The organism is Nostoc sp., from assembly GCF_036917355.1.
Classification (GTDB): domain Bacteria; phylum Cyanobacteriota; class Cyanobacteriia; order Cyanobacteriales; family Nostocaceae; genus Nostoc.
Genome location: NZ_JBALDP010000104.1, coordinates 1 through 20,252, shown reverse-complemented (window position 1 = coordinate 20,252; position 20,252 = coordinate 1). Strand labels below are relative to the sequence as shown.

Genomic DNA, 20,252 nt, shown 5'->3' with positions numbered 1-20,252 from the left:
GCAAACTCGGTTTCCGAACTATTCCTCAAGCACAACGCGCACTCTCCAACCAACTCGATAGAGTTTTTTCTTTCTTTGTATGAAACCACCCTGCCTTTCCGTTTCGGAGAGGGAGGCTGGGAGGGAGAGGTTCATCGAACTCAGGTGATTTTAAGACTGCTATAGATGGTTTTTATGAGAATAATGGCTTAAGAGTATGATAAATATTTAATTTGTGCAACATAATGCCTTTTATAAATTGGGTACAAACTATGAATAAAGATAATAAGTTAACTGAAAAACCGAAGAATATGTTGACTGAATCCGCAGATCAAGAATCTTTCATTAAGTTCTTGAGATTGAGTAATTATTCAAAAAGCAAATCAATTGAAATTTTAAAGAAGGCTTTGGGTATTTCTTATACTATATTGAACTATTTCAAATTATCCAAGATTTTCCCATTCACCCCATTCATCCTGACACGAGCCAAGACTACGCCAGTGACCATTATTATTGGATTGTTTTTCAAAAGCAAATGAAAGAAAACTTTCGCCTGTTTTTAGACGTAACCGATTGTTACCAGTAGTATCGAATAAGAATAGTAAAATACTAACATGAAAAGTATCCCCCGACTCTCCAGTTCCTATGATATCGCCACCAATGAAGGCTGACCAAGTTACAGATAGAGGGAATTCTCCTTTTTCATCAGTCCATATCCAACGACCAAATGATGGAGAATTCGGGTTTTCAATATTTAATTTAATTTCAGGATCGCGGTGAAAATCCTGCCCAACAAGCTGATGAAAATCATCTAACAAAGAATCTATGATTTTATACCATATTTCTTTGCGGTATGCTTGTTCTTGTTTTCCTGCCTCCCAAAGCTTCTGTTCAAGTTCTAAATTCATGTCTTAATATCACAAAATAGTAGGTTTAGAGTATTTAAGTTATTAATCAAATGCTGAACTGGAAAAAATCACGATCGCAAAATCTGCTAATGTATGCGCTATTGGGAGCGATCGCACTGTTGATGCTCTTTCCTTTACTATGGCTAATTAGTACAGCCCTGAAATCGCCTACAGAAAATATTTTTCAGTCGCCGCCCCAGTTGCTACCGAGTCAACCGACACTAAATAACTTCTCTAGTGTGTGGAACTCTCTACCTTTTGGACAATACCTGTATAACAGTACTTTGGTGTCAGTGTTGACTGTAGGCTTAAATCTGCTGTTTTGCGCCTTAGCTGCCTATCCGTTGGCCAGATTGTCATTTGTCGGGCGAGACTGGATTTTTGTAGCAATTGTCTCTACGATTATGATTCCCTTCCAAATCGTGATGATTCCCCTCTATATTTTGACAGTCCAGATGGGTTTGAGAAATACTTATTTAGGGATGATTTTTCCGAGTTTAGCTTCTGCCTTTGGCATTTTTTTGTTGCGCCAAGCTTTCATGAGCGTCCCCAAAGAAATAGAAGAAGCCGCCAGGATGGATGGCAGCTCAGAGTTAGGATTATGGTGGCATATTATGTTACCAGCAGTTCGCCCAGCACTGGTAACTTTAGCTATTTTCGTATTTATTGGTGCTTGGAGTGACTTTTTGTGGCCTTTAATTGTCATCCAAGACGAAAATTTATACACTCTTCCTTTGGGAGTCGCCAAGCTAGCAGGTACATTTTCCCTTGACTGGCGGTTGGTAGCTGCTGGCTCAGTGATTGCGATCGCTCCAGTATTATTACTATTTTTATTTTTACAACGTTACATTGTACCTACAGAAACAGGTAGCGGTGTCAAGGGTTGAGGCCCAATTCAATAGACTTCTTGCATAGAATCAATGAGCTTTCACTCTAAATCCCTCTCCTAAGCTTGGGAGAGGGATTTAGAAATTGTCTCACCTTCTCACAATTTTGGGAGAAGGAGCTGGGGGCTAGTTTTGCATTCGTGCAAGAGGTCTAATAAGCACCAGTCTTTTTAAATACCACCCAGATAGTTTTAATAATCAGACTCAGGTCATAAGTTACAGACCACTTGCGTTGATAATCCATATCCATTTTCACAATGGTTTCAAAGTCTGTAATACTGGAACGCCCATTAGCTTGCCATTCTCCGGTAATGCCTGGTTTGACTCGCAATCTATCCCAGTGGTGTGGATCGTAATTACTGACTTCATCAGGAGTAGGTGGACGAGTACCAACTAAACTCATGTCCCCGATCAGAACATTCCAAAATTGAGGGAATTCATCCAAGCTAGTACGCCGCAAAAATTTACCAACAGGAGTAATGCGAGGATCGTCAACAGATTTAAAAATGTGACCTTTGGCTTGGTTCTCAACCAAATGCTTGAGTTTATCAGCATCGACTATCATTGAGCGGAATTTCCAGATACGGAAAGTTTTTCCGTTTAAACCACAGCGAATTTGGGAATAAAATATTGGACTTGGCTCATGAATAAAGGTAGCAATTGCTACGGGAATTGCTATCATAAATGTAACAATCAGCCCCACAATTGCCCCAACAATGTCAATTAATCGTTTTCTCACGCTTAAAGTTGACGGGTGTGAAGGCTGTTGCAAACAATTAACTGAATAAAGATAAAGATTATTCACAAGGGCTAACTTAGTTTTATAACAGGAAGTTTTACATTAGTAGTGTAGACGTAGACATGATTGTTGGGCGATTTTTACTACTGTTGTCGTTACTACCGAGTGTTAATATACACAAATTTTAGCCGATGTAAAAACCAAAAACCAAAAATTTACAGAATCTTTCAATTCAAGTGATAGATTGTAAATTTACGGTATTTTATCCATCTAATAAAAACTAATAAAAAGATACTACTATCATACATATCCCAAAAATTACTGTGCTGAAGTACTAGTAGTAATTCGCAAAATTCCAAATGCTTATGTTATGAGCATTTGGAATTTTGAGTAGTATTCTTATTTATAGCGCAATCTACTAGTACAACACGGCGGAAATAAACCAATCATTCTAAATCAACAAAACCCTTATGCTGGATTCATTTTTAATTTTTAATTTTTAATTTTTAATTCCGCCTTGCGGTACTAGTCTCAACGATCGACCTCTAAAGCAAAATTCACTGTATATGGTTCCTCTAGTGATTGCTGATTACTAGCCTTAATTGCATCTAAGTAGCGACGCAAAGACAACAATTGTTGAGAATTGGGACGATAAGTGAGACTTCCTTGTTTTTCAAAAAGTGGTGCTGTGGCGATCGCCTGATAGTCAGGATTTTCTTGCGAACTCTGGGTAAGCCAGGTTGATTCTGTGACTGAAGGTATCAAACCGGAAGGCAGTTCACCTTCCAAAAAAGCCAGCAACCGTTGCTGACAAATGCGAGTATTGATCCCACGAGCCTCAAATAACTGGATAACTTCACCGAAAGACAAAGGGCGGTCTGGTAGCAATCGCAACAATTCTGTAAACAAGAAATAATCAGTGTATTGTTGCCTGGGTATATCTAAAATCTGGGGATGCAGAGGCAGCATCGCCAAACCATAAGCAACCCGACTGCAATTGGGAGCGCCGTTTTCGCCAAGATATAAATCTTGAATAATCTTAATGCTGGGAAGTTTTTGCCGTAACCAGCGGTTGACTGTCCCAACACAAGCCACTCCACCAGTCAGGATAGCTTGATTTATGGCTTCTGTGGGAATGCCACGAGCTACCAATAACTTGTTAAGTTCTCGGTTCAGGCGGCGGACAAAGGGAATAAATACCTGGCTTTCTAAGTCTCGTCGCTGCAAAACCCACCGCTGATCGGCTAATTCCAGGGTAAAAGAGTCTTGGTGCTGCAAAATCAGCTTTAGGGCTAATGCCGCATCTAATACCGCCTGTCCCAGTAGAGAACTTTCTAGACGCTGCTGGAGACGAATACGAGCGGTGATATCTGGTTCTCCGACTCTAGGTAGTTCTAATTCTTCTAACCCTAAAGTCTGCCAACGCATTTGGTCTAAACCAGGAATTGACGGTTGCCATTGCCAAGGATTACTCGTGGAAGTTTTGCTATCGCTTGGTGTTTCTAGGCGTGATTGCCGAGATTTCGGTGGCAATAGCAGCTGGCAAATTATATCTTGTTCAATACCCTTGCCAGCATAAGCAAAACTGTGGAGCATGAAATCATTGTATGTCAATTGCTGCAAGGTTTCTGGTAGATTTACCAGCAACATTTCTGTGGCAGTTGTCCCAATGTTAATCACAAGGGTGTTGCCAACAATGGGATGTTCGCTAGTTTTTGCTGGATGATTACCTTGAGCATCGCTTAGTTTTACTTGCTCACCGTTTACTGCATCGAGTTCTGGGAGTAGACTAGCGATCGCTTCTTCGACAAAAAAGACTTGCTGCGGATGTTGAATAAGTTTACTAGTGAGTAAAGCTTCCCGCACGTTAAAGCGGTATTGTTCTGACCAGCTAGATGGACAGGTGCAAATTACACCTGCAATATTATTGATAATCTGGGGAAAATCTTGTTCGCCGATCCCAACAGCGGCAGCCATTAAACTAGGGGTGGTACTTGTTTTTTCAGATTTGAGGGTTAATAGTAATTTAGAGAGCGATCGCACAACCCAAATCAAAGGCCCTGCCGAAAATTCGTTTAATTGCAAAACAGGTTCCCATTTCTGTCGTTCACTCTTGTAGGGAATGGCTACTTGTAGATAGGGCTTTAACTGCGCCGAGTAGAGATTATTTTTCGTCGGATCTGCTGTCGATCTTGGTGTTGCAGGAGTAGTAGCCGAGCGATCGGGCGCTTTATCTTGGGCAACAGCGGCAGGTGCTGTCTGCTCATGTGCTTCGATAGTTTCGTTTTCACCGTGGGGTACAGAAGCTGTAGGCAGATAAACCTCTGTTGGTAAACGAAACGATTGCTGAAAGGAACTTGTTCCTGGCAGATTTTCTGCTGACCAGTAGATAGGATGTACAACAAAAGTCGAGCGATTTAACAATGCGGCGGAAATTCCTGTTGTACCTAAATCAATTCCTAAATACCAGACTGATTCTAGAATATTGGGCGAAACTTCTGGATTATTTATGGAGTGAGCAATTGGAGGCAAAGAACTTTCTGGAACAGGAGTTGTGACTTCCTTTTTTTTTTCAGTTTCTACCTGGGGAACTGCCAAACTAGAGAAAGCAGCAGCTGATGTATTCTCTGCTATTTGGGGATTTTCAGGAGAAGTTGTGGGGATTGTGTCTTGAATGCTATCAAGTAGTTCCGAGAAAACACTCAAGTTTTTATCTGGCTGCGACTCAGAATTTAGCTGCCGATCGAAATTAGCCAAATCCCGATCTAATTGCTGCAACTGTTCTTCATCTAAAGAAATATCTGGTACGGCTGGAGACTGGTTTGACTCAATAGAAAGTAAGTTTTCTTGGGGTGAAGCAGCAATGTAGTTATCTGAGGACAGTTCGGAGCGATCGTTGTTAATTAATACTTCCGATGTGGCGATATTTTCGCTAGGCTCTGCCAAGGCAATTTCTGGTACTTCTGGAGTCACTGGTGCTGTGGTTGTGGCATCATCCATAAAAGATGACACTTCCAGCAGTTGCAGTTCACTATCTCTATCAGCCAATAGGTCAGTTACTGTAGCTGTGGCATTATCCACAGAAGATGAAACTTCCAGCAATTGCAGTTCACTATCGGCATCAGGCAATAAGTCAGTTAGGGTATTAATTGTATCAACACTAGCTGGCTGAGTGCCGATTTGTGGCAAACTGTCTATTTGTGGGGTAGAGAAGCTAAGAGGCGAATCTAGGTCAGTATCGTCTTCAAAAAATAGTTCTTCCTGTGGCTCTGATGAATCTGTGGTTTCGCTTAAAGTCTCTTGAGTTGAAACACCCGTATCTGGAGTAATAACCGCAGAATCTACGGTTGGAGAGACAGGCGGGGTCTGGGCGATGTTCAACTGCGATGGAGAGGCTGTGGAAGCAGATAAGTCATTTTTGGAAACATCGGGGCTGGGATTATTAACATCACCAGCATCAAACAAACTGGCGTAAAGTTGATCTACTTCATCACCAATTGCCGCAGAAATATCTTGCGGTAATTCGGTCGGGGTTTGAGAATATTCAGATGAGTCTACACCAAGCTGCAACAGCACTGCATCTAGATCCTCTGTGAGGGTAGTCTCCTGTTGTTCAATTGTGAGTGGAGATGAAATTTCTGGCTGGATAAGCTCCAAGGATTGGGGCGCAACTCCAGCAGCAATCTCGGTTGGTTCACTCAATGATGGTAGTGTCTCAGATTCTCCTCCCAGCAATGATGACTGCAAACTAGGAGATTCTTGTTGCAAATGCTGGGTTAAATTGTTGACAAAGCTAGCCATCAGCTGTTCGCCTTGCATCCCCTTGCTATGCATTCTTGCCAGTGCTTGGGACAAGGATTCGTAATAAGTATTAATGTTACGCTGTAGTGCTTCAAAGACTACATTCACCGTCCCATCTAGTGATAAGAGGCGTTGATCTAACTCCCTAGCTAGCTGGGTTAAGCGTTCCACATCGTCAGAGGATTCTAATAAAGATTGAGTTGCAGAAGTTGCGTAATTAATTCCTCCTGAAGAACTGGCGGAATTTTCTCTGCCCTGTCCAATCACGGGTGTTAAAGTTGGCACAAGGCGACTCATGAGTACCTGTAAAAACTCGGTAATCATTTGCTCCTGGTTTGTCAACTGCTGCGCTAAGGAGTAATTTTGCAATCGCTTTTGTTCTAGTTGCCGAATTTCTTGTATGAGAGTGGTTCGCTCTTGCAAGAGCAGTTCTAATTCCGATCGCAACGGCTGAATCAATCTGGAAAATTCATTTTTTAATTGTCCCGCGCCAACAGTACTCTCTTCCTGACTGGGTTCAAGCTGCGGTAGTGGATACTGGTTGTTACTACGATCGATAAATTTTGTTAACAAAGGCGATCGCAGTTCTTCAGAAGACTGATTTGGGATGCCGCTCTCTAATGCTTCTTTTTCTTGTAACCTCACCAAGAAGTCGCGAATTCGCTCTAAAACTTCTTTAGGCTCTTGCGCCTGACCAGACAGAAATCTAGACAGGCGCTTGCCACCACTGGCAAGTAAGTTGTCAATGTCTGCAATCAGCTTTTGAATTTCATCTGTACTAAAAGTCACTTTTACTACCTTATTTAGAAATGTATGTCAACGAATATGACAATTAATTTACAATCACTGTATCCCTATGGGGATCTTGCTGCGCGCAGCGTCGACCATAGAAGAAATTTTGAGTGGCAAAAGCCGCTACTTGGAATTGTGACTAGTCATTATGTTATGGATTACTGTGAGTCGTGGCAATCTTCAATCATCGAAGAAGACAAGAAGAAACTTGTCTCCCTGCCTTCCTCTCTCCTTATCCTCTTCAACAGCCTTTGCTCGAAAAGCTTAATTTTGCAGGTCATTGGTTGCCTATTTTTGAAAATCGCTAAAATACCTGAGCAATAATTTACTCCCTTTAGTATCATTAATGTTGTTTGCCTATATTCATAACTAAACTAATCAAGTTTGCAGTGCAGCTAGCCCCTAAGCAATCCAACCGCAGGCTATAAACTACTTTTTGCAAAACTTTTACCCCGTTTAAACTTATAGGTAAAGATTATTTAGAAAAACTTCTTGTCGCTTTCTTGTGTAGCATAGTTTAGTTTTTTCTTTGAAAGGGAGCTGTGCAATGATAGCTTAGGCTACAAATGGCACTCCTGTTTTTTGTGTGTACATAGCAGCTTGAATTAAAGATGTCGTAATGGAAGATCGATATAGCTTGCAAGCACAGGCTAATTCCTGGATGATCGCCTCCGCTCCCTTTTTTCAAGGGTTGCCAGAAACTGCTGTGGAATCAGCCCTCACCCATCTTGTTACCCGCACTCACCCAGCTAATCAGGTGATTCTACTGGAAAATGACTGGGGTGGTTCTGTGTATTTTATTATGGACGGATGGGTAAAAATTCGCACCTACAATCTGGAAGGAAAAGAGGTAACGCTGAATATTATTGGCAAAGGTGAATTGTTTGGTGAAATGGCGGCGCTAGATGAAGCACCTCGATCCACAGATGTAATTACCTTGGCCCCAACGGTAATTGGTAGTATGCCTGCTCAGGATTTTGTCAAATTACTTCAGATAGAACCCTTGGCGGGAGTTCGATTGGCGCAACTCATGGCACGACGTTTGCGGCAAGTAAATCGCCGATTGCGGTTGCGGGAATCTGATAGCCAGTCAAGAGTAGCAGATACGTTGTTATTTTTGGCAGAAGGACAGGGAAAAAAAGGGCAAACCGGAACCGAAATCCCCAATTTACCTCATCGGGAATTGAGCAGTTTGAGCGGACTGGCGCGGGAAACGGTGACACGAGTATTGACAAGGCTAGAAAAAAAAGGCTTGATTAAACGGGATCAAGACACTATTTGTATTCCCGATTTGTCAGCCTTAGAAAGAATGATCGTTTAAAAACTTGTCAGATATGAGTATTTTAGATTCTCTCCCAGATCAGCCGGAGGAAGATCCATCTCCTGAATCTCCAACTCCTCAAAATCATTGGTTAGATAAAGAACAGCAGTTAATGCCTCCTCAAATCAAAGCTGATGCGCCCTTGAGGATGGTGGAAACGGCATTTTTAGCCAGTACCGCTAGCTTAATTTGGTTTATTAATTTTTACTTTCCTTTGGGCCCAGTTTTACGGATATTTTTTCCGGTGCCGATCGCTCTAGTTTATCTGCGTTGGGGCAAACGTGCGGCATGGATGGCAGCACTCACCTCTGGGTTACTGCTGACGGTATTGATGGGGCCAGCCCGCAGTTTGCTGTTTATCATGCCCTACGGGTTCATGGGCGTTCTTTTGGGCGCTACGTGGTGTCGTCGTCATCTTCCCTGGATTGTTTCTATCACTTTGGGTACGCTATTAGGTACTTTAGGAGTCTTCTTTAGGCTGTGGCTGCTGTCTGTGTTGTCGGGTGAAGACCTATGGATTTATGTGATTACCCAAGTGACTGAGTTCATTGAGTGGGTATTTTTTAACTTGAGTTTGTTGGCGAGTCCCAGTGTATTTTTGATTCAAGTGGGAGCGATCGCTCTCATTATACTCAACAACCTGATCTACCTTTTTGTAGTACACCTGGCAGCATGGTTGCTTTTTGACCGCCTGGGCAACCCTATTCCCCGTCCACCACACTGGGTACAAGTTCTCATGGATTATGAAGGATAAATTATTTGTCATTTGTCATTTGTCATTTGTCATTGGTTAAATGATCAGTCCTAACTAATAACCAATGCCTCATGCCTAATTCCCAAATTAGTATTTATACTCAAAAACAACAGGGTGAACAATGGCTGCGAAGGTATCGTGGTTGTTTACCAGTATTTGCTTGTGTTTTAGGATTTACTGAAACTGGTTTAATTCCAGGGATTTCAGCAGCTGGTCGCACTCCAGAGGATCGGAAATATACAGCTTGTGCCGATGCTGAGTTTTTGTATTACGGCCCAGAACATAAAGCCCAATATCCCCTACCACCATTGGCGGCTGGCGCTTCACCTGTGCTGATTTCTCGCGCTGTATTTGAGTCACTAAAGATACCAATTCATTTATTTAATGCTGGTTTACCCCAAGCTCCTGCTGTGCCAGTAATTGATTTGGGTGGCACTCTTGCTAAGTGTTTAAGTCAAGGGGCTGCTATGGAAATTACAACAGTACACCACTTGTTTGAACAAGGGCTACTCTGGGGAGAACGCCTAGCCGCCAATATCCAACAGGAGTATCTGATTGTCGGTGAGTGCGTCGTCGGAGGTACTACAACTGCCCTGGCAATCTTAACTGGTTTAGGTATAGATGCTGCCGGAAAAGTTAACAGTAGCCACCCTGTTTGTAACCACGCGCAAAAGTGGGCACTAGTGCAAGCTGGACTGGAGAAGATGAAGGGGAGCAGGGGGCAGGGAGCAGGGGGCAGGGAGCAGGATAAGATATTTCAATCTCAAATCCAAAATTCTGTAGATCCGCTAAAACTCGTCGCTGCCGTGGGCGATCCGATGCAAGCGGTGGTTGCTGGAATGGCGATCGCTGCTAGTCGTAGTTGTGGTGTAATGCTAGCTGGAGGGACGCAAATGCTGGCGGTTTATGCGCTCATCAGTGCGATCGCTCAAGCTTACGCTTTATCATGGCAACCAGAAGCAGTAGTTGTAGGCACAACCCGCTGGGTGGCTGAAGATCCTACTGGCGCTACAGTTGACTTAGCTCTCAACTTAGGAAAAAACAGCTTAACTCCGAGTGGAGGAACCCCTCCTCTATTAGCAACTCATCTAAGCTTTGCTAATTCTCGTTATCCCCAACTGAGAGCTTATGAGCAGGGCTTTGTGAAAGAAGGTATGGGTGCTGGAGCCGCTTGCATAGCCGCCCATCTTAGCCAAGATTGGCAGCAACACCAACTTTTGGCAGCTATTGAAGCCCAACTTGAACGGCTAAGTATTGCCTTGAGCTAAAGATTAAAGTCATCCCTCTCCGAGTTGGAGAGCGCTATGTGCAACTTTGTTTACCTTTTAGTTTTTCAGGATAATTATCTGATGAAATTAGTCAAAAATCTTGGTATTGCTACTGCCAGTGCTGTTATAGGTCTCACTGCTGTTGGTGCATCTTCTCCCACCCAAACAGTAATACCAAGTCGCGTTCATGATATCTCACTAGACGAGTTGGTATTAACATAGGATATCAGCTGTAACTAAAATTAAAAGCTTCCTGGATTGTCATCAAGTGCCAGCAAGAAATTAATCAGGTCTGTTTGCTGGTTGCAATTAAACCCAGACTGTCTATCTACGTAGAAGTAATGACCTGTGCCATCAAGGTTACTACGCACTAAACTAGGGTTAGCTTTGTTAGCTTTCACAACTTTTGCACGAAGATCGCGATCGACTAAGGCACGCAAGCTGCTAGCTGGATCGGCAGGTATACCTTGGCTGAGAGTGCCAGAAAGCCCTAAGTCAGTCTTGTCAACAACCGCGATCGCATTTGAGTCAACTTTCAGGCTTCCTGCTCGTACTGCTACACCACCATCATGCAAATATGGTGCGCTTAGATAAAGACCACGCAAGGAAGTAGTTTTGTAACCGCCTTTTGGCAATATACCTTTGGGTAGAGTTGTGGGACTATCGGAGATACCCTGCGTTGGTAAATCTAGCACTTCAGCCTTAGCAGGTATGGGAACTGGAGTGTTGAAAGTATATAGCTTGGGTGGTACTAATAAATTACTTAGCCCCAAACGAGATTGGGCACGAGCGGGGTTAGTACGAATTTCATCAATTGGATGAATTTTGTTGTCGGTGAAGAAAGGTGGAATATGGCAAGTTGCACAATTAGCTTTCTCAAATACTTTTGCGCCACGCTTAACAGAATTGCTGTTCAACGCTTGCCAGTTTTCTGAAGTTTGGTTAGCAGGTGGTACTAAGCTATTTTGGAAAGCAGACATAGCGTTGTCAGCAAATAAGAAAGTGCCACTAGCAATATCACCAGGCTTTCCAGTATTTGGGCTGAAAATCAAACCGTTGTAAGTAAACAAACTGGGACGTAGGTTTGGGTAATTTCCTGTACCAGGAGCAGGAATTTGGTCTTCTAATTCTGCTTGTGTACGATTCGGTGCAAGCTTCCGCAACCACTGTGAGGGTTTTACCGGAGGGCCTTCTGGTAAACGTAGGCTGGGATTGGCGGCGTTTTGCAGAAATGTACCAATATAAACCTCTGGATCAATACCAAGAGTTTCTGCACTGAGTTGAGCAGCTGCCGACAGATTGATTTCCGAAGAATGAACACCATTGCTGACAGCACTGAGTCCTGCAAACGGCCCTACAGCAAACTGTCCATCAAGGAAATAAGGATGATTCTTAAATGTGAACATACTGGGAATTTGAGTAGTGTTGTTGATACTATCTGATGAACTCTCAAAATTACCAAAAGGCACATCTAATACTGCATCATCGAAAGCTTTTTCAAACTTTTCAGGATCAGGTAATTCAACTTTCTTACCTTTACTGTCTAAAATAATTTTTCCATTGCCTTTGTATTGTGGATCTAGGGGATTAAACTTTAATCGCGAAAACCCTGCGGCTGAATTTGGTGCTAAAGCAACTAGCAGGGGCGTAGCAATTTGACCATTAGGTACTCCTAAAAGAGGTTCACCCTTATCTGAAAGGGATACATGGCAAGCAGCACAACTAATATCAATCTTAGATGTGATTACTAACCCAATAGGAAAAGTCCCTCCCTTTTCCATTTTTAAGCCTGTATTAATGACACTTCCTTTCGGAAAAGTTCGACTACCTAACGCTATATTCTTCTCAAGAATAATTTGTAAGTTATTTGTCGGTCGACCTTGCAACTTAACTATTGCTGTCTGTATTTCTGGCAAAATTGTAGCAATGCCAAGTCCAAAACCAAATACCCCTTGTAAACCAAATGTATCGCCAATCTTGCGGTTTAAGAATATATCTTCACCTTGGGCGATTAATTCCTTAGTAATTTTAACTGCCCCCACCCGTTGATAGGAAATGGGGTTATTAGGATTGAGTCCCTTATTTACAACTAGTTGTGATGCTTCTTGAGGACTCAGTAGTTTGCCGAAATAGTCGTAATAGCCTAGCGGTTCAGTAGGAGCAGGTTGCAAAAGGTTAATCTTAGCGAAAGCCGTCTGGCTTGTCATCAACCAATTTGATAACAAGATGCCAAAAACACTAATGATAAAAACGCAGATTAATAAGAAAAGTTTGCTTTTTGAAGCATAAAATACCCTAGCTACATTAGTCTTAGGGTTGTTTTTTTTTGTTTCATAGTGATTTACTCACTAAAAGCTATAACGTAAATATATCATAGCTCTACGTAAATATATGTAATAATTATGCTTAAGTTTATTATCAATTTGATGGCTGGATTAGTTGCTTATATTTAATATATGGACATAAAGCCATGATTCGACATTGAACCTAAAGGCTTGCATTCCCTACCTCCAGCCATTTTTTAATTCGTTGAACTCAGACTAAGTTAATGAATTCTCTCTCTAAGTAATTGTTCTTCTAAGGCAGCAATGCGATTGTAGGCTGCTGTTAACTGTGCTGTCAGTCGTTGTATTTGAATTTCTGGTGTTATATTATCTCCAGCTTGACGATGCATGTCTAGATAAATGCCATCTGTCAACACATCTTTGTGTTCCATTTCTGGATTTAAATTGTTACGTCCTTTAAACTGGTAGCCTCCAGCTGCGCCATTTTGTTGGGAATTATCCTTTGCTTGTGTATTTGCTAAAGAACACTCTGAGAAAGTTTGAGTGACTTTACTATCAAGCTGCTCAATTACTTGGCACAGGTCATCCAGCTTTTGGCTTAAAGTCAGGATCTGCTGCTGTAATAGCTCCATTTAATACCTTTATTCGTACATTTTCTCTATGTTATTCAATTTACTCTCAACCTTAACGATACTTATGGATTATTTAAGTATTGATAATTTTTGCTGGAAATGTGACATTTAAATAATTACTTCTCAATACAAGTAAGGTTTCACCATAAGTACTACCAAGTAAATTTATGGATAAAAATTAATCTTGAGATAGAGATTTAACAAAAAATCGCTAATTTAAGCTAAATACTCAAAATTTCCCGTATTATCAAGAAAAAATACCGATAATTCTCCAGATCCACTTTTTCAGCTAGTCAGCCACTGGTGAATCTCTGCTTAATATTAGGTATAATCAAAAATCTCAAAATCCAAAATCAATGGATCGACGGTCTTTTTTGCTAGGTACAAGCACACTGGCACTTTCACAACTGCTTTTTGGCTGTGGTGGAAACAAGCAGACGCAATTAAAAGTACAGTTATTAAAAGGTTCTATACCTGGTCAGGTGGTAAATCAGTTCCACAAGGGTTTGCAGCAACGGGTGCAGTTAAAGTTTGCTCCAGTTGAGCGCATACAGGATTTATTTCAACAATTACAAAATTGGCAGCAAAAACCAAAGACCACTGATGAGCAGGGATGGCAACGTTTTATACCGTTTAAGCAAGGTCAAAAAGCCGCTGACACAGACCTAGTGACATTGGGAGATTACTGGCTACAAGCAGCTATTGAACAGAAATTGATTCAACCACTCCAAGAAGTGCAGGGAAACCAATTAAAGCAGTGGTCTACTTTAGATGAAAGGTGGAAACAACTGGTAACGCGCAACGACCAGGGTATTTTGGATACTCAAGGGAAGGTGTGGGGTGCGCCTTACAGGTGGGGTAGTACGGTAATTGTTTATAACCGTGACAAGTTCCAAAAATTGGGATGGACACCCAAAGATTGGAGTGATTTGTGGCGAGATGGAATGCAGCAGCGTATTTCCCTACTCAATCAACCACGAGAAGTTATTGGTTTGGTTTTAAAAAAGCTAGGCAAATCTTACAATACAGGCGATCTTGACCAAGTACCAGACTTGGAAAAGGAATTACAGATATTAAACCAACAGGTGAAGTTTTACAGTTCCAATAACTATTTGGAACCTCTAATTATGGAAGACACTTGGCTAGCGGTTGGTTGGTCAAGCGATGTATTGCCTGTTTTGGGACGTTATCCGCAGCTTGCCGCAGTTATCCCCCAGTCAGGAACAGCAATTTGGGCGGACTTATGGGTACGTCCCGCAGGCATTACTAAGGATACTTTATCAGATCAATGGATTGATTTTTGTTGGCAACCAAGCACAGCTAAACAAATTTCGGTGCTGACTAAAACTAATTCGCCAATTTCTACAAATATTGCCGCTTCCGATATCCAAGAACCATTATGGAGTTTGTTAGAGAGCGATCGCAAAGTTTTTGATAAAAGCGAATTTTTACTTCCCTTATCTCCATCAGCAATAAAACAATACGAGTCTTTATTCGCCAAAATTAAAGTTTAATTGGGAATTGGGCAGCAGAGGCAGAGGTGCGGAGGGGCAGAGGAGCAGAGGGGAAAATGCAACTTCTTTTCCTCTGCTCCCCTGCATCCCCAGTATCTATAAAGAACGCTGTAACCCTATCTTGTTCTTAATAGTGGTTTGGATACTGCATAAAGCTGGACTTGTACTAAAGTTGCAAGTGTAGGTTGCCAAGGGTTCTTTTTGATAATTAAATACTCGGACATTGTAACCAAAGTTCCGTGCGGCGCTACCCAAGCGATTTACGAAGTCGTAGCGTTCTACATACTCTAGTAAACTCCAAATTTGCTGATTCACAATCAAGTCTACTCGTGCAGGTTCTTTGCCAGAAGTTGGATATGCTATCCAATTATCCAATAGCTTTTTCTCGGAGTTTTGTTGTGCCCACCATAAGCTGGGAACGGTTAATCGGTCTGGATGAATGGTGTTAGCTGTGATTACATAGTCTTTTGGCTTGGTCAATAAGTCTAGTTCTAAAGGCGCACTAGAAGGTGATGGTATTGAACGAGTTTGTGCTAGTGAGGGCGGGACTAGTAAAGCTGTGAGGGTAATAGTTAGTAGTAATGAAAATGATGTCTGGCGATGGCTTCGCCAACACCAAGGGCGATCGCACAATTTAGGTATATGCATAACTGATACTAATTCGTAATTCGTAATTCATAATTCGTAATTAGGGCACAATCTAAAGTTTAATGGCAACTATACGAATTCTTCGATAATCTGCTGTCCAAGTTCCTTGTTGATATAGTGTTGGCTTCAGATATTCCTCGACGACGGGAATTATTTGTATTTGTTGCTCAGGTGAAAGTCCGGCTAAGAATGGACTGGCAAACATTTTAATCCAGTTTGTTATGCCAGCTTCTCCTTCTGCTAAGGGAGTTGGGCGAGGAAATAGGATAGCATAAATGACATCAAAGCCTTGATGTTCTAAGAGGCTGGCGTATTCACCAATGCTGGGGTAATACCAAGGATTCTCTACTTGTGCTTGAGGGATACCAATGGACTCTAAAGCATTGTATAAAGCTGTGACGATCGCCTTTATATTCCCTCTAGCACCAAATTCTGCGACAAAACGCCCTCCGGGTTTGAGGGATTGATGGATGGAAGCGATCGCGCTATCTGCTTCTTTTACCCAATGTAGTACAGCGTTGGAAAATATAGCATCCAATGGCTTATCTACTTGAAAGTTTCTAGCATCAGCAACATCAAAGCGGATATGGGGATAGTTTTGTCTTGCCTTCTCAATCATCTCAGATGCATAATCAACTCCCATGACTTCAGCCCCAGCTTGGGCAATTTTTTCTGTGAGTTGTCCAGTACCACAGCCAAGATCCAAAATGGATTCTCCTGGCTGAGGATTGAGTAATTTCAGTAAGTCTTCGCCATATTGCCAAACAAAGGCGTGTTTATCTTCATAGAGAGCAGCATCCCAAGAATTTTTAGGTATTGAAAGATTATTCATAAGTAGTGAAATTACAGTGTGTTGATTTGCGGATATCATCACAGTAGAAAAGATTTTTAATTATGTCCAATATATATTTTCAGCTTAACTAATATTTTAAAGATATGAGTTTAGGTAACAGATGGAACTACGACACTTGCGTTACTTTGTCACTTTGGCAGAAGAACTGCACTTTGGAAGGGCGGCGGAACGATTGCACATTGCCCAACCTCCCCTAAGTCAACAAATTCGGCAGCTAGAAGGGGAATTGGGTTTTGAACTGTTTCACCGCACGAAACGAAAAGTACAGTTAACAGAAGCGGGGCAAGTGTTTCTGGGTGAAGTGCAGCAAATTATGAGGCAATTACAACAGGCAATCCAAGTCGGACGGCAAACTAGTCGCGGCGAAATTGGACAGTTGGTGGTCGGCTTTGTTAGTTCTGCGGCGTATAATATTTTGCCTATTATTTTGCGAACTTTTCGTACTTACGTTCCTGGTGTAAGCATCGAGTTGCGTGAACTGACTACAGATCAACAGTTAGAGTGGTTACGAGAAGGTCGAATGGATGTGGGATTATTGCGTCCACCTGTTGAAGACAATAGATTTAGCTGCAAAACAATTTTTCAAGAGTCGCTGATGGTAGCACTACCTGAAGCACATTTGCTAGCAAGTCAATCTAATGTGTGTTTGACATCCCTGGCCAATGAACCGTTTATTTTATTTCCAAGGATATTAGCACCAGGACTTTACGACTTAATCATTAGTCTCTGCCAGCAAGCAGGTTTTAGTCCCAAAGTTGCCCAAGAAGCTATCCAGATGCAAACGATTGTCAGCCTAGTAGCAGCTGAGATGGGTGTGGCGATCGTGCCAGCATCTTTGCAAAATTTGCAACGGATTGGGGTAATTTATAAAACTGTACAAGAACCTACCCCAAAAGTAGCGATCGCGATGATTTGGCGAAACAATGAGACATCGCCAACTGTGTTGAAGCTTGTGGAAATAGTTAAACAAGCTGCCCAGCAGTGGTGAATAGGGCAGCTTGCAATAATTATTATCGCAATGCAGACACTCCCATAGGGCCACGAGTTACACCTAGCTGATTTTGCAGTTTCAACTCGCGCCAGAGTTGGGAACCTGTAATATCGCCTTGCAGTAGTTGACGATAGCGATGTATTGTTTTACTCACTTGTTCTGGTGTTTCATTTACAAACTCGATGCGAAACTGACGTAATCCCAGTTCTATGAGGCGCTGTACATACTCGGCTCCGGTTTGAGCAGTGCCGTTGAATACAGTATTGCGACAACCTACATCTGCTTTGAGGACGTGTTCGCTACCAACGCGATCGCGCAATTTCACTTCCTGCTTTTCACAAGGTCGTCCACAGTTGGTGTAGTCTGTACCCATTGATAGAAAGGCACAAAATACACAATGCTCCATGTGAAACATCGGTATATGCTGATGGATTGTCACCTCAAACCACTGGGGTGGACAACTGGTGAGTAAATCTTGTAGTTGGATAATATTCAGGTCGTATGATGCCGTCAGCCGTTCTAAACCAAAGCGTTGCTGAAAGTAGTCTGCTGTTAAGGCATTAGCAACGTTGAGCGAAAAATCACCGATACAACGGTCTTGAGCAAAGAATTGCAATTGGTCATAATTCCGTATTAGATAGCCATCTGCTTCCGAGGCACGTACTTGCTGCAAAATCCAATTTTCCCCAGGTTTAGTAATTCGGGGTGGTGCAACCCAAATTGTGGGGAATTGGGAGTTAGGAGTTAGGAGTGCTGAGTTATGAGTTAAAAGTGAAGAATTTTCTGCTTTGTTTTTTTGCTGTTGGCGCACTAGTTGCACGGCTTCTCGATAGGCGCGGGGGTCTTCAAATTCACAGTAAAGAGTTTGGATTCCCGCTTCCAGTGCTGCTTGGAGTTGCTTGAGATTTCGTACTAGGACGATGAGTGAAGGAGATGTACCTTTAGCTTCTTGCAGGGTGGGAGATGAGGGGAGTAAATTTTGGAAAGAGACATCAGAATGTAATTGCCAGCGTTTGGGTTGACTTCGCAATTCTTCCAACTGTGCTACGATTTCCCGCCGCATCCGGTTCAACTCACTTACGGGTAGCATAATAGCACCGCTGAGGTGGTTGGTTAGTGTTCCTAAACAGAAAGGGGTGTTACCAAGACGACCGAATTGTTCTTGTAAACGCTCTGTATCTAAGGGTTTAGTGTGCGCCTCTAGCAGTGAAATTACAGATTCTACCTGTACAATATTACCGAGTCGATCGCGGGCGATCGCAATCAACGCCTGACCAACTTCTCCATAAACCTCCAAGTCAATCGGACGCTGAAATTGGGGATTCTCGCCAGCAAAACTCTGACGTAGTTGCTTATCGAGTTCTGGATCGCTGGTTTTCCAAATGCGATCGCCTATATGCACTCGGCGCAAGTTTAGGTCGTTTCTACCAAAGGTCAGCACACTTTCCCTACCTTTGGAAACCACCCCATAAACTCGACCGCCTTCTTCCTTCGCCTCTGGATGACCGCAGTCAAATACAATTCCATCTCCTGGCTTGACAGGCGCTTCCAATTTGACTGTTACCTCTTCGTTGTGAATGCGGCTGACTTCACCTAAATAAACCCCACGTTTTTTACCAAAGCGGGCGTGAACTAATTCCTGATTATTAATCCCGCCAAACCAACCCGTGTACAGTCCGCGAGAAAACGCCATTTCTAGGTTGTAGTGTTCTTGGTCTGATTGACCTCTCCCCCAGCCCCTCTCCGTTTCGGAGAGGGGAGCTTTTATTCCCCCTTCCCTGGTAGGGAAGGGGGTTAGGGGGTTAGGTCTTTCCAATTCCGTCATTACCCCATCCAAAGCTTGCCGATAAACACGGGTGACATTAGCAACATACTCTGGAGCTTTCAGACGACCTTCAATCTTGAGACAAGTTACTCCTGATTTCACCAAATCGGGCAGAACATCTAACCCTGCTAGGTCTTGAGGACTGAGTAAATATTTGCGCTCTTTTAAATTCACAACTTCCCCATCAGCGATTAAATCGTAGGGCATCCGGCAAGCTTGGGCACATTCACCTCGGTTAGCAGAACGTCCGCCTAAAGCCTCGCTAGTCAAACACTGACCGGAATACGCTACGCACAAAGCACCATGAACAAAAACTTCCAAAGGCAGCGAGGTTTCTTGTTGGGCAATCTGCTGCTGAATTTTATTGATTTCTTTGAGAGAACATTCACGCGCCAGCACTACCAATTGACAGCCAAGAGACTTGGCAAATTCCACCCCAGCCGCACTGGTAATAGTCATTTGCGTGGAAGCATGGATGGGAAAATCGGGCGAAAGTTGACGGATGAGACGGCATATACCAATATCTTGAACGATCGCTGCATCCACACCAGCTGCAATAATTGTGCGGAGATATTGCTGTGCTTCTGCTAGTTCTTTGGGAAATATGAGTGTGTTGACTGTGACATAACCCTTTACGCCCCGACGATGCAAGAATGCCATCAATTGAGGTAAGTCCGCCTCAGTAAAATTTTGTGCCCGCATTCTGGCGTTAAACCGATCCAAACCGAAGTAAATCGCATCTGCCCCATTTTCCACAGCAGCTTTAGCACATTCCCAATTACCTGCTGGCGCGAGTAGTTCAGGACGTTGAAGAGAGAGTTGGGAAGGGGAGCGATCGCTTTTCATTAGATTTAGGGAGGGTTAACTAGCACCATAGTGATTTTATCGAAGTTATTGGGGGATGGGGCGATCGCTCTCTCATCTGCGGTTCTTTCAATCCTCTTCTCCTCTGTATCTGGAGTAACCCTCTTCTGTCACTCTCCGGGATGAGCAAGTAGTAACTAAGTGAAATTATCCAGAAGCATAACAGGGTTTAAATTGATTCATTGCACTAA

General features: G+C 42.7%; 16 protein-coding genes. 8 read left to right on the top strand and 8 right to left on the bottom strand.

Annotated features, from left to right (window positions below):
* Positions 1–422: 422 nt before the first annotated feature.
* Entirely contained in the window at positions 423–887 is a 465-nt protein-coding gene (locus V7K53_RS31305; protein ID WP_335201372.1) for a hypothetical protein, read from the bottom strand.
* 50 nt (positions 888–937) lie between these two features.
* On the opposite strand from V7K53_RS31305, the gene V7K53_RS31300 reads away from it, so the two are divergent.
* Positions 938–1,774 carry a carbohydrate ABC transporter permease gene (locus V7K53_RS31300; RefSeq protein ID WP_335201370.1) on the top strand — a complete coding sequence of 279 codons (837 nt, stop codon included), beginning with the start codon at positions 938–940 and terminating at the stop codon, positions 1,772–1,774.
* Between the two features lie 151 nt (positions 1,775–1,925).
* Here the strand turns inward: V7K53_RS31300 and V7K53_RS31295 are convergent, their stop codons facing one another.
* Both V7K53_RS31295 and V7K53_RS31290 read right to left on the bottom strand, forming a co-directional pair.
* Positions 1,926–2,579 (bottom strand): sugar transferase, encoded by a 654-nt coding sequence (locus V7K53_RS31295; protein WP_335201369.1) that lies wholly within the window; start codon positions 2,577–2,579, stop codon positions 1,926–1,928.
* Between the two features lie 465 nt (positions 2,580–3,044).
* Complete coding sequence (locus tag V7K53_RS31290; RefSeq protein ID WP_335201368.1) at positions 3,045–7,103, bottom strand: hypothetical protein; 4,059 nt, start codon at positions 7,101–7,103, stop codon at positions 3,045–3,047.
* 36 nt (positions 7,104–7,139) lie between these two features.
* On the opposite strand from V7K53_RS31290, the gene V7K53_RS31285 reads away from it, so the two are divergent.
* The 5 genes from V7K53_RS31285 to V7K53_RS31265 all read left to right on the top strand — a co-directional run bounded on the left by V7K53_RS31285 (position 7,140) and on the right by V7K53_RS31265 (position 10,671).
* Positions 7,140–7,430: a hypothetical protein gene (locus V7K53_RS31285; protein WP_335201367.1), complete on the top strand. Its 291-nt coding sequence runs from the start codon at positions 7,140–7,142 to the stop codon at positions 7,428–7,430.
* A gap of 295 nt (positions 7,431–7,725) precedes the next feature.
* Entirely contained in the window at positions 7,726–8,427 is a 702-nt protein-coding gene (locus V7K53_RS31280; protein ID WP_094349203.1) for a Crp/Fnr family transcriptional regulator, read from the top strand.
* A 13-nt stretch (positions 8,428–8,440) separates the two neighbouring features.
* On the top strand, positions 8,441–9,181 hold the full coding sequence (locus V7K53_RS31275) for a DUF2232 domain-containing protein (RefSeq protein ID WP_335201365.1): 741 nt from the start codon (positions 8,441–8,443) through the stop codon (positions 9,179–9,181).
* A 71-nt stretch (positions 9,182–9,252) separates the two neighbouring features.
* Positions 9,253–10,449, top strand: a complete 1,197-nt coding sequence (gene cobT, locus V7K53_RS31270) for a nicotinate mononucleotide-dependent phosphoribosyltransferase CobT (RefSeq protein WP_335201364.1) — start codon at positions 9,253–9,255, stop codon at positions 10,447–10,449.
* Between the two features lie 81 nt (positions 10,450–10,530).
* A complete protein-coding gene (locus V7K53_RS31265; protein WP_335201363.1) occupies positions 10,531–10,671 on the top strand; it encodes a hypothetical protein in 141 nt (46 codons plus the stop codon).
* A 20-nt stretch (positions 10,672–10,691) separates the two neighbouring features.
* Here the strand turns inward: V7K53_RS31265 and V7K53_RS31260 are convergent, their stop codons facing one another.
* Complete coding sequence (locus V7K53_RS31260; RefSeq protein WP_335201362.1) at positions 10,692–12,656, bottom strand: di-heme oxidoredictase family protein; 1,965 nt, start codon at positions 12,654–12,656, stop codon at positions 10,692–10,694.
* A 338-nt stretch (positions 12,657–12,994) separates the two neighbouring features.
* Positions 12,995–13,366 (bottom strand): hypothetical protein, encoded by a 372-nt coding sequence (locus V7K53_RS31255; RefSeq protein WP_335201361.1) that lies wholly within the window; start codon positions 13,364–13,366, stop codon positions 12,995–12,997.
* A 356-nt stretch (positions 13,367–13,722) separates the two neighbouring features.
* On the opposite strand from V7K53_RS31255, the gene V7K53_RS31250 reads away from it, so the two are divergent.
* On the top strand, positions 13,723–14,880 hold the full coding sequence (locus V7K53_RS31250) for an extracellular solute-binding protein (protein ID WP_335201360.1): 1,158 nt from the start codon (positions 13,723–13,725) through the stop codon (positions 14,878–14,880).
* Between the two features lie 96 nt (positions 14,881–14,976).
* On the opposite strand, the gene V7K53_RS31245 is transcribed toward V7K53_RS31250, so the two are convergent.
* Both V7K53_RS31245 and V7K53_RS31240 read right to left on the bottom strand, forming a co-directional pair.
* Positions 14,977–15,528 (bottom strand): hypothetical protein, encoded by a 552-nt coding sequence (locus V7K53_RS31245; RefSeq protein WP_335201359.1) that lies wholly within the window; start codon positions 15,526–15,528, stop codon positions 14,977–14,979.
* 52 nt (positions 15,529–15,580) lie between these two features.
* Positions 15,581–16,360: a class I SAM-dependent methyltransferase gene (locus V7K53_RS31240; RefSeq protein ID WP_335201358.1), complete on the bottom strand. Its 780-nt coding sequence runs from the start codon at positions 16,358–16,360 to the stop codon at positions 15,581–15,583.
* 121 nt (positions 16,361–16,481) lie between these two features.
* Between V7K53_RS31240 and V7K53_RS31235 the strand changes: the two genes are divergently transcribed.
* Entirely contained in the window at positions 16,482–17,369 is an 888-nt protein-coding gene (locus tag V7K53_RS31235) for a LysR family transcriptional regulator (RefSeq protein WP_335201357.1), read from the top strand.
* Positions 17,370–17,391: 22 nt separating this feature from the next.
* Here V7K53_RS31235 and V7K53_RS31230 read toward each other — a convergent pair whose 3' ends face one another.
* Positions 17,392–20,043 (bottom strand): U32 family peptidase, encoded by a 2,652-nt coding sequence (locus V7K53_RS31230; protein ID WP_335201356.1) that lies wholly within the window; start codon positions 20,041–20,043, stop codon positions 17,392–17,394.
* Positions 20,044–20,252 lie beyond the last annotated feature (209 nt).

Bases quoted from the DNA above. Each gene is read 5' to 3' on its own strand.
- V7K53_RS31305 (WP_335201372.1), bottom strand. From the start codon at position 887: ATGAATTTAGAACTTGAACAGAAGCTTTGGGAGGCAGGAAAACAAGAA.
- V7K53_RS31300 (WP_335201370.1), top strand. From the start codon at position 938: ATGCTGAACTGGAAAAAATCACGATCGCAAAATCTGCTAATGTATGCG.
- V7K53_RS31285 (WP_335201367.1), top strand. From the start codon at position 7,140: ATGACAATTAATTTACAATCACTGTATCCCTATGGGGATCTTGCTGCG.
- V7K53_RS31280 (WP_094349203.1), top strand. From the start codon at position 7,726: ATGGAAGATCGATATAGCTTGCAAGCACAGGCTAATTCCTGGATGATC.
- V7K53_RS31275 (WP_335201365.1), top strand. From the start codon at position 8,441: ATGAGTATTTTAGATTCTCTCCCAGATCAGCCGGAGGAAGATCCATCT.
- cobT (WP_335201364.1), top strand. From the start codon at position 9,253: ATGCCTAATTCCCAAATTAGTATTTATACTCAAAAACAACAGGGTGAA.
- V7K53_RS31265 (WP_335201363.1), top strand. From the start codon at position 10,531: ATGAAATTAGTCAAAAATCTTGGTATTGCTACTGCCAGTGCTGTTATA.
- V7K53_RS31260 (WP_335201362.1), bottom strand. From the start codon at position 12,656: ATGACAAGCCAGACGGCTTTCGCTAAGATTAACCTTTTGCAACCTGCT.
- V7K53_RS31255 (WP_335201361.1), bottom strand. From the start codon at position 13,366: ATGGAGCTATTACAGCAGCAGATCCTGACTTTAAGCCAAAAGCTGGAT.
- V7K53_RS31250 (WP_335201360.1), top strand. From the start codon at position 13,723: ATGGATCGACGGTCTTTTTTGCTAGGTACAAGCACACTGGCACTTTCA.
- V7K53_RS31245 (WP_335201359.1), bottom strand. From the start codon at position 15,528: ATGCATATACCTAAATTGTGCGATCGCCCTTGGTGTTGGCGAAGCCAT.
- V7K53_RS31240 (WP_335201358.1), bottom strand. From the start codon at position 16,360: ATGAATAATCTTTCAATACCTAAAAATTCTTGGGATGCTGCTCTCTAT.
- V7K53_RS31235 (WP_335201357.1), top strand. From the start codon at position 16,482: ATGGAACTACGACACTTGCGTTACTTTGTCACTTTGGCAGAAGAACTG.
- V7K53_RS31230 (WP_335201356.1), bottom strand. From the start codon at position 20,043: ATGAAAAGCGATCGCTCCCCTTCCCAACTCTCTCTTCAACGTCCTGAA.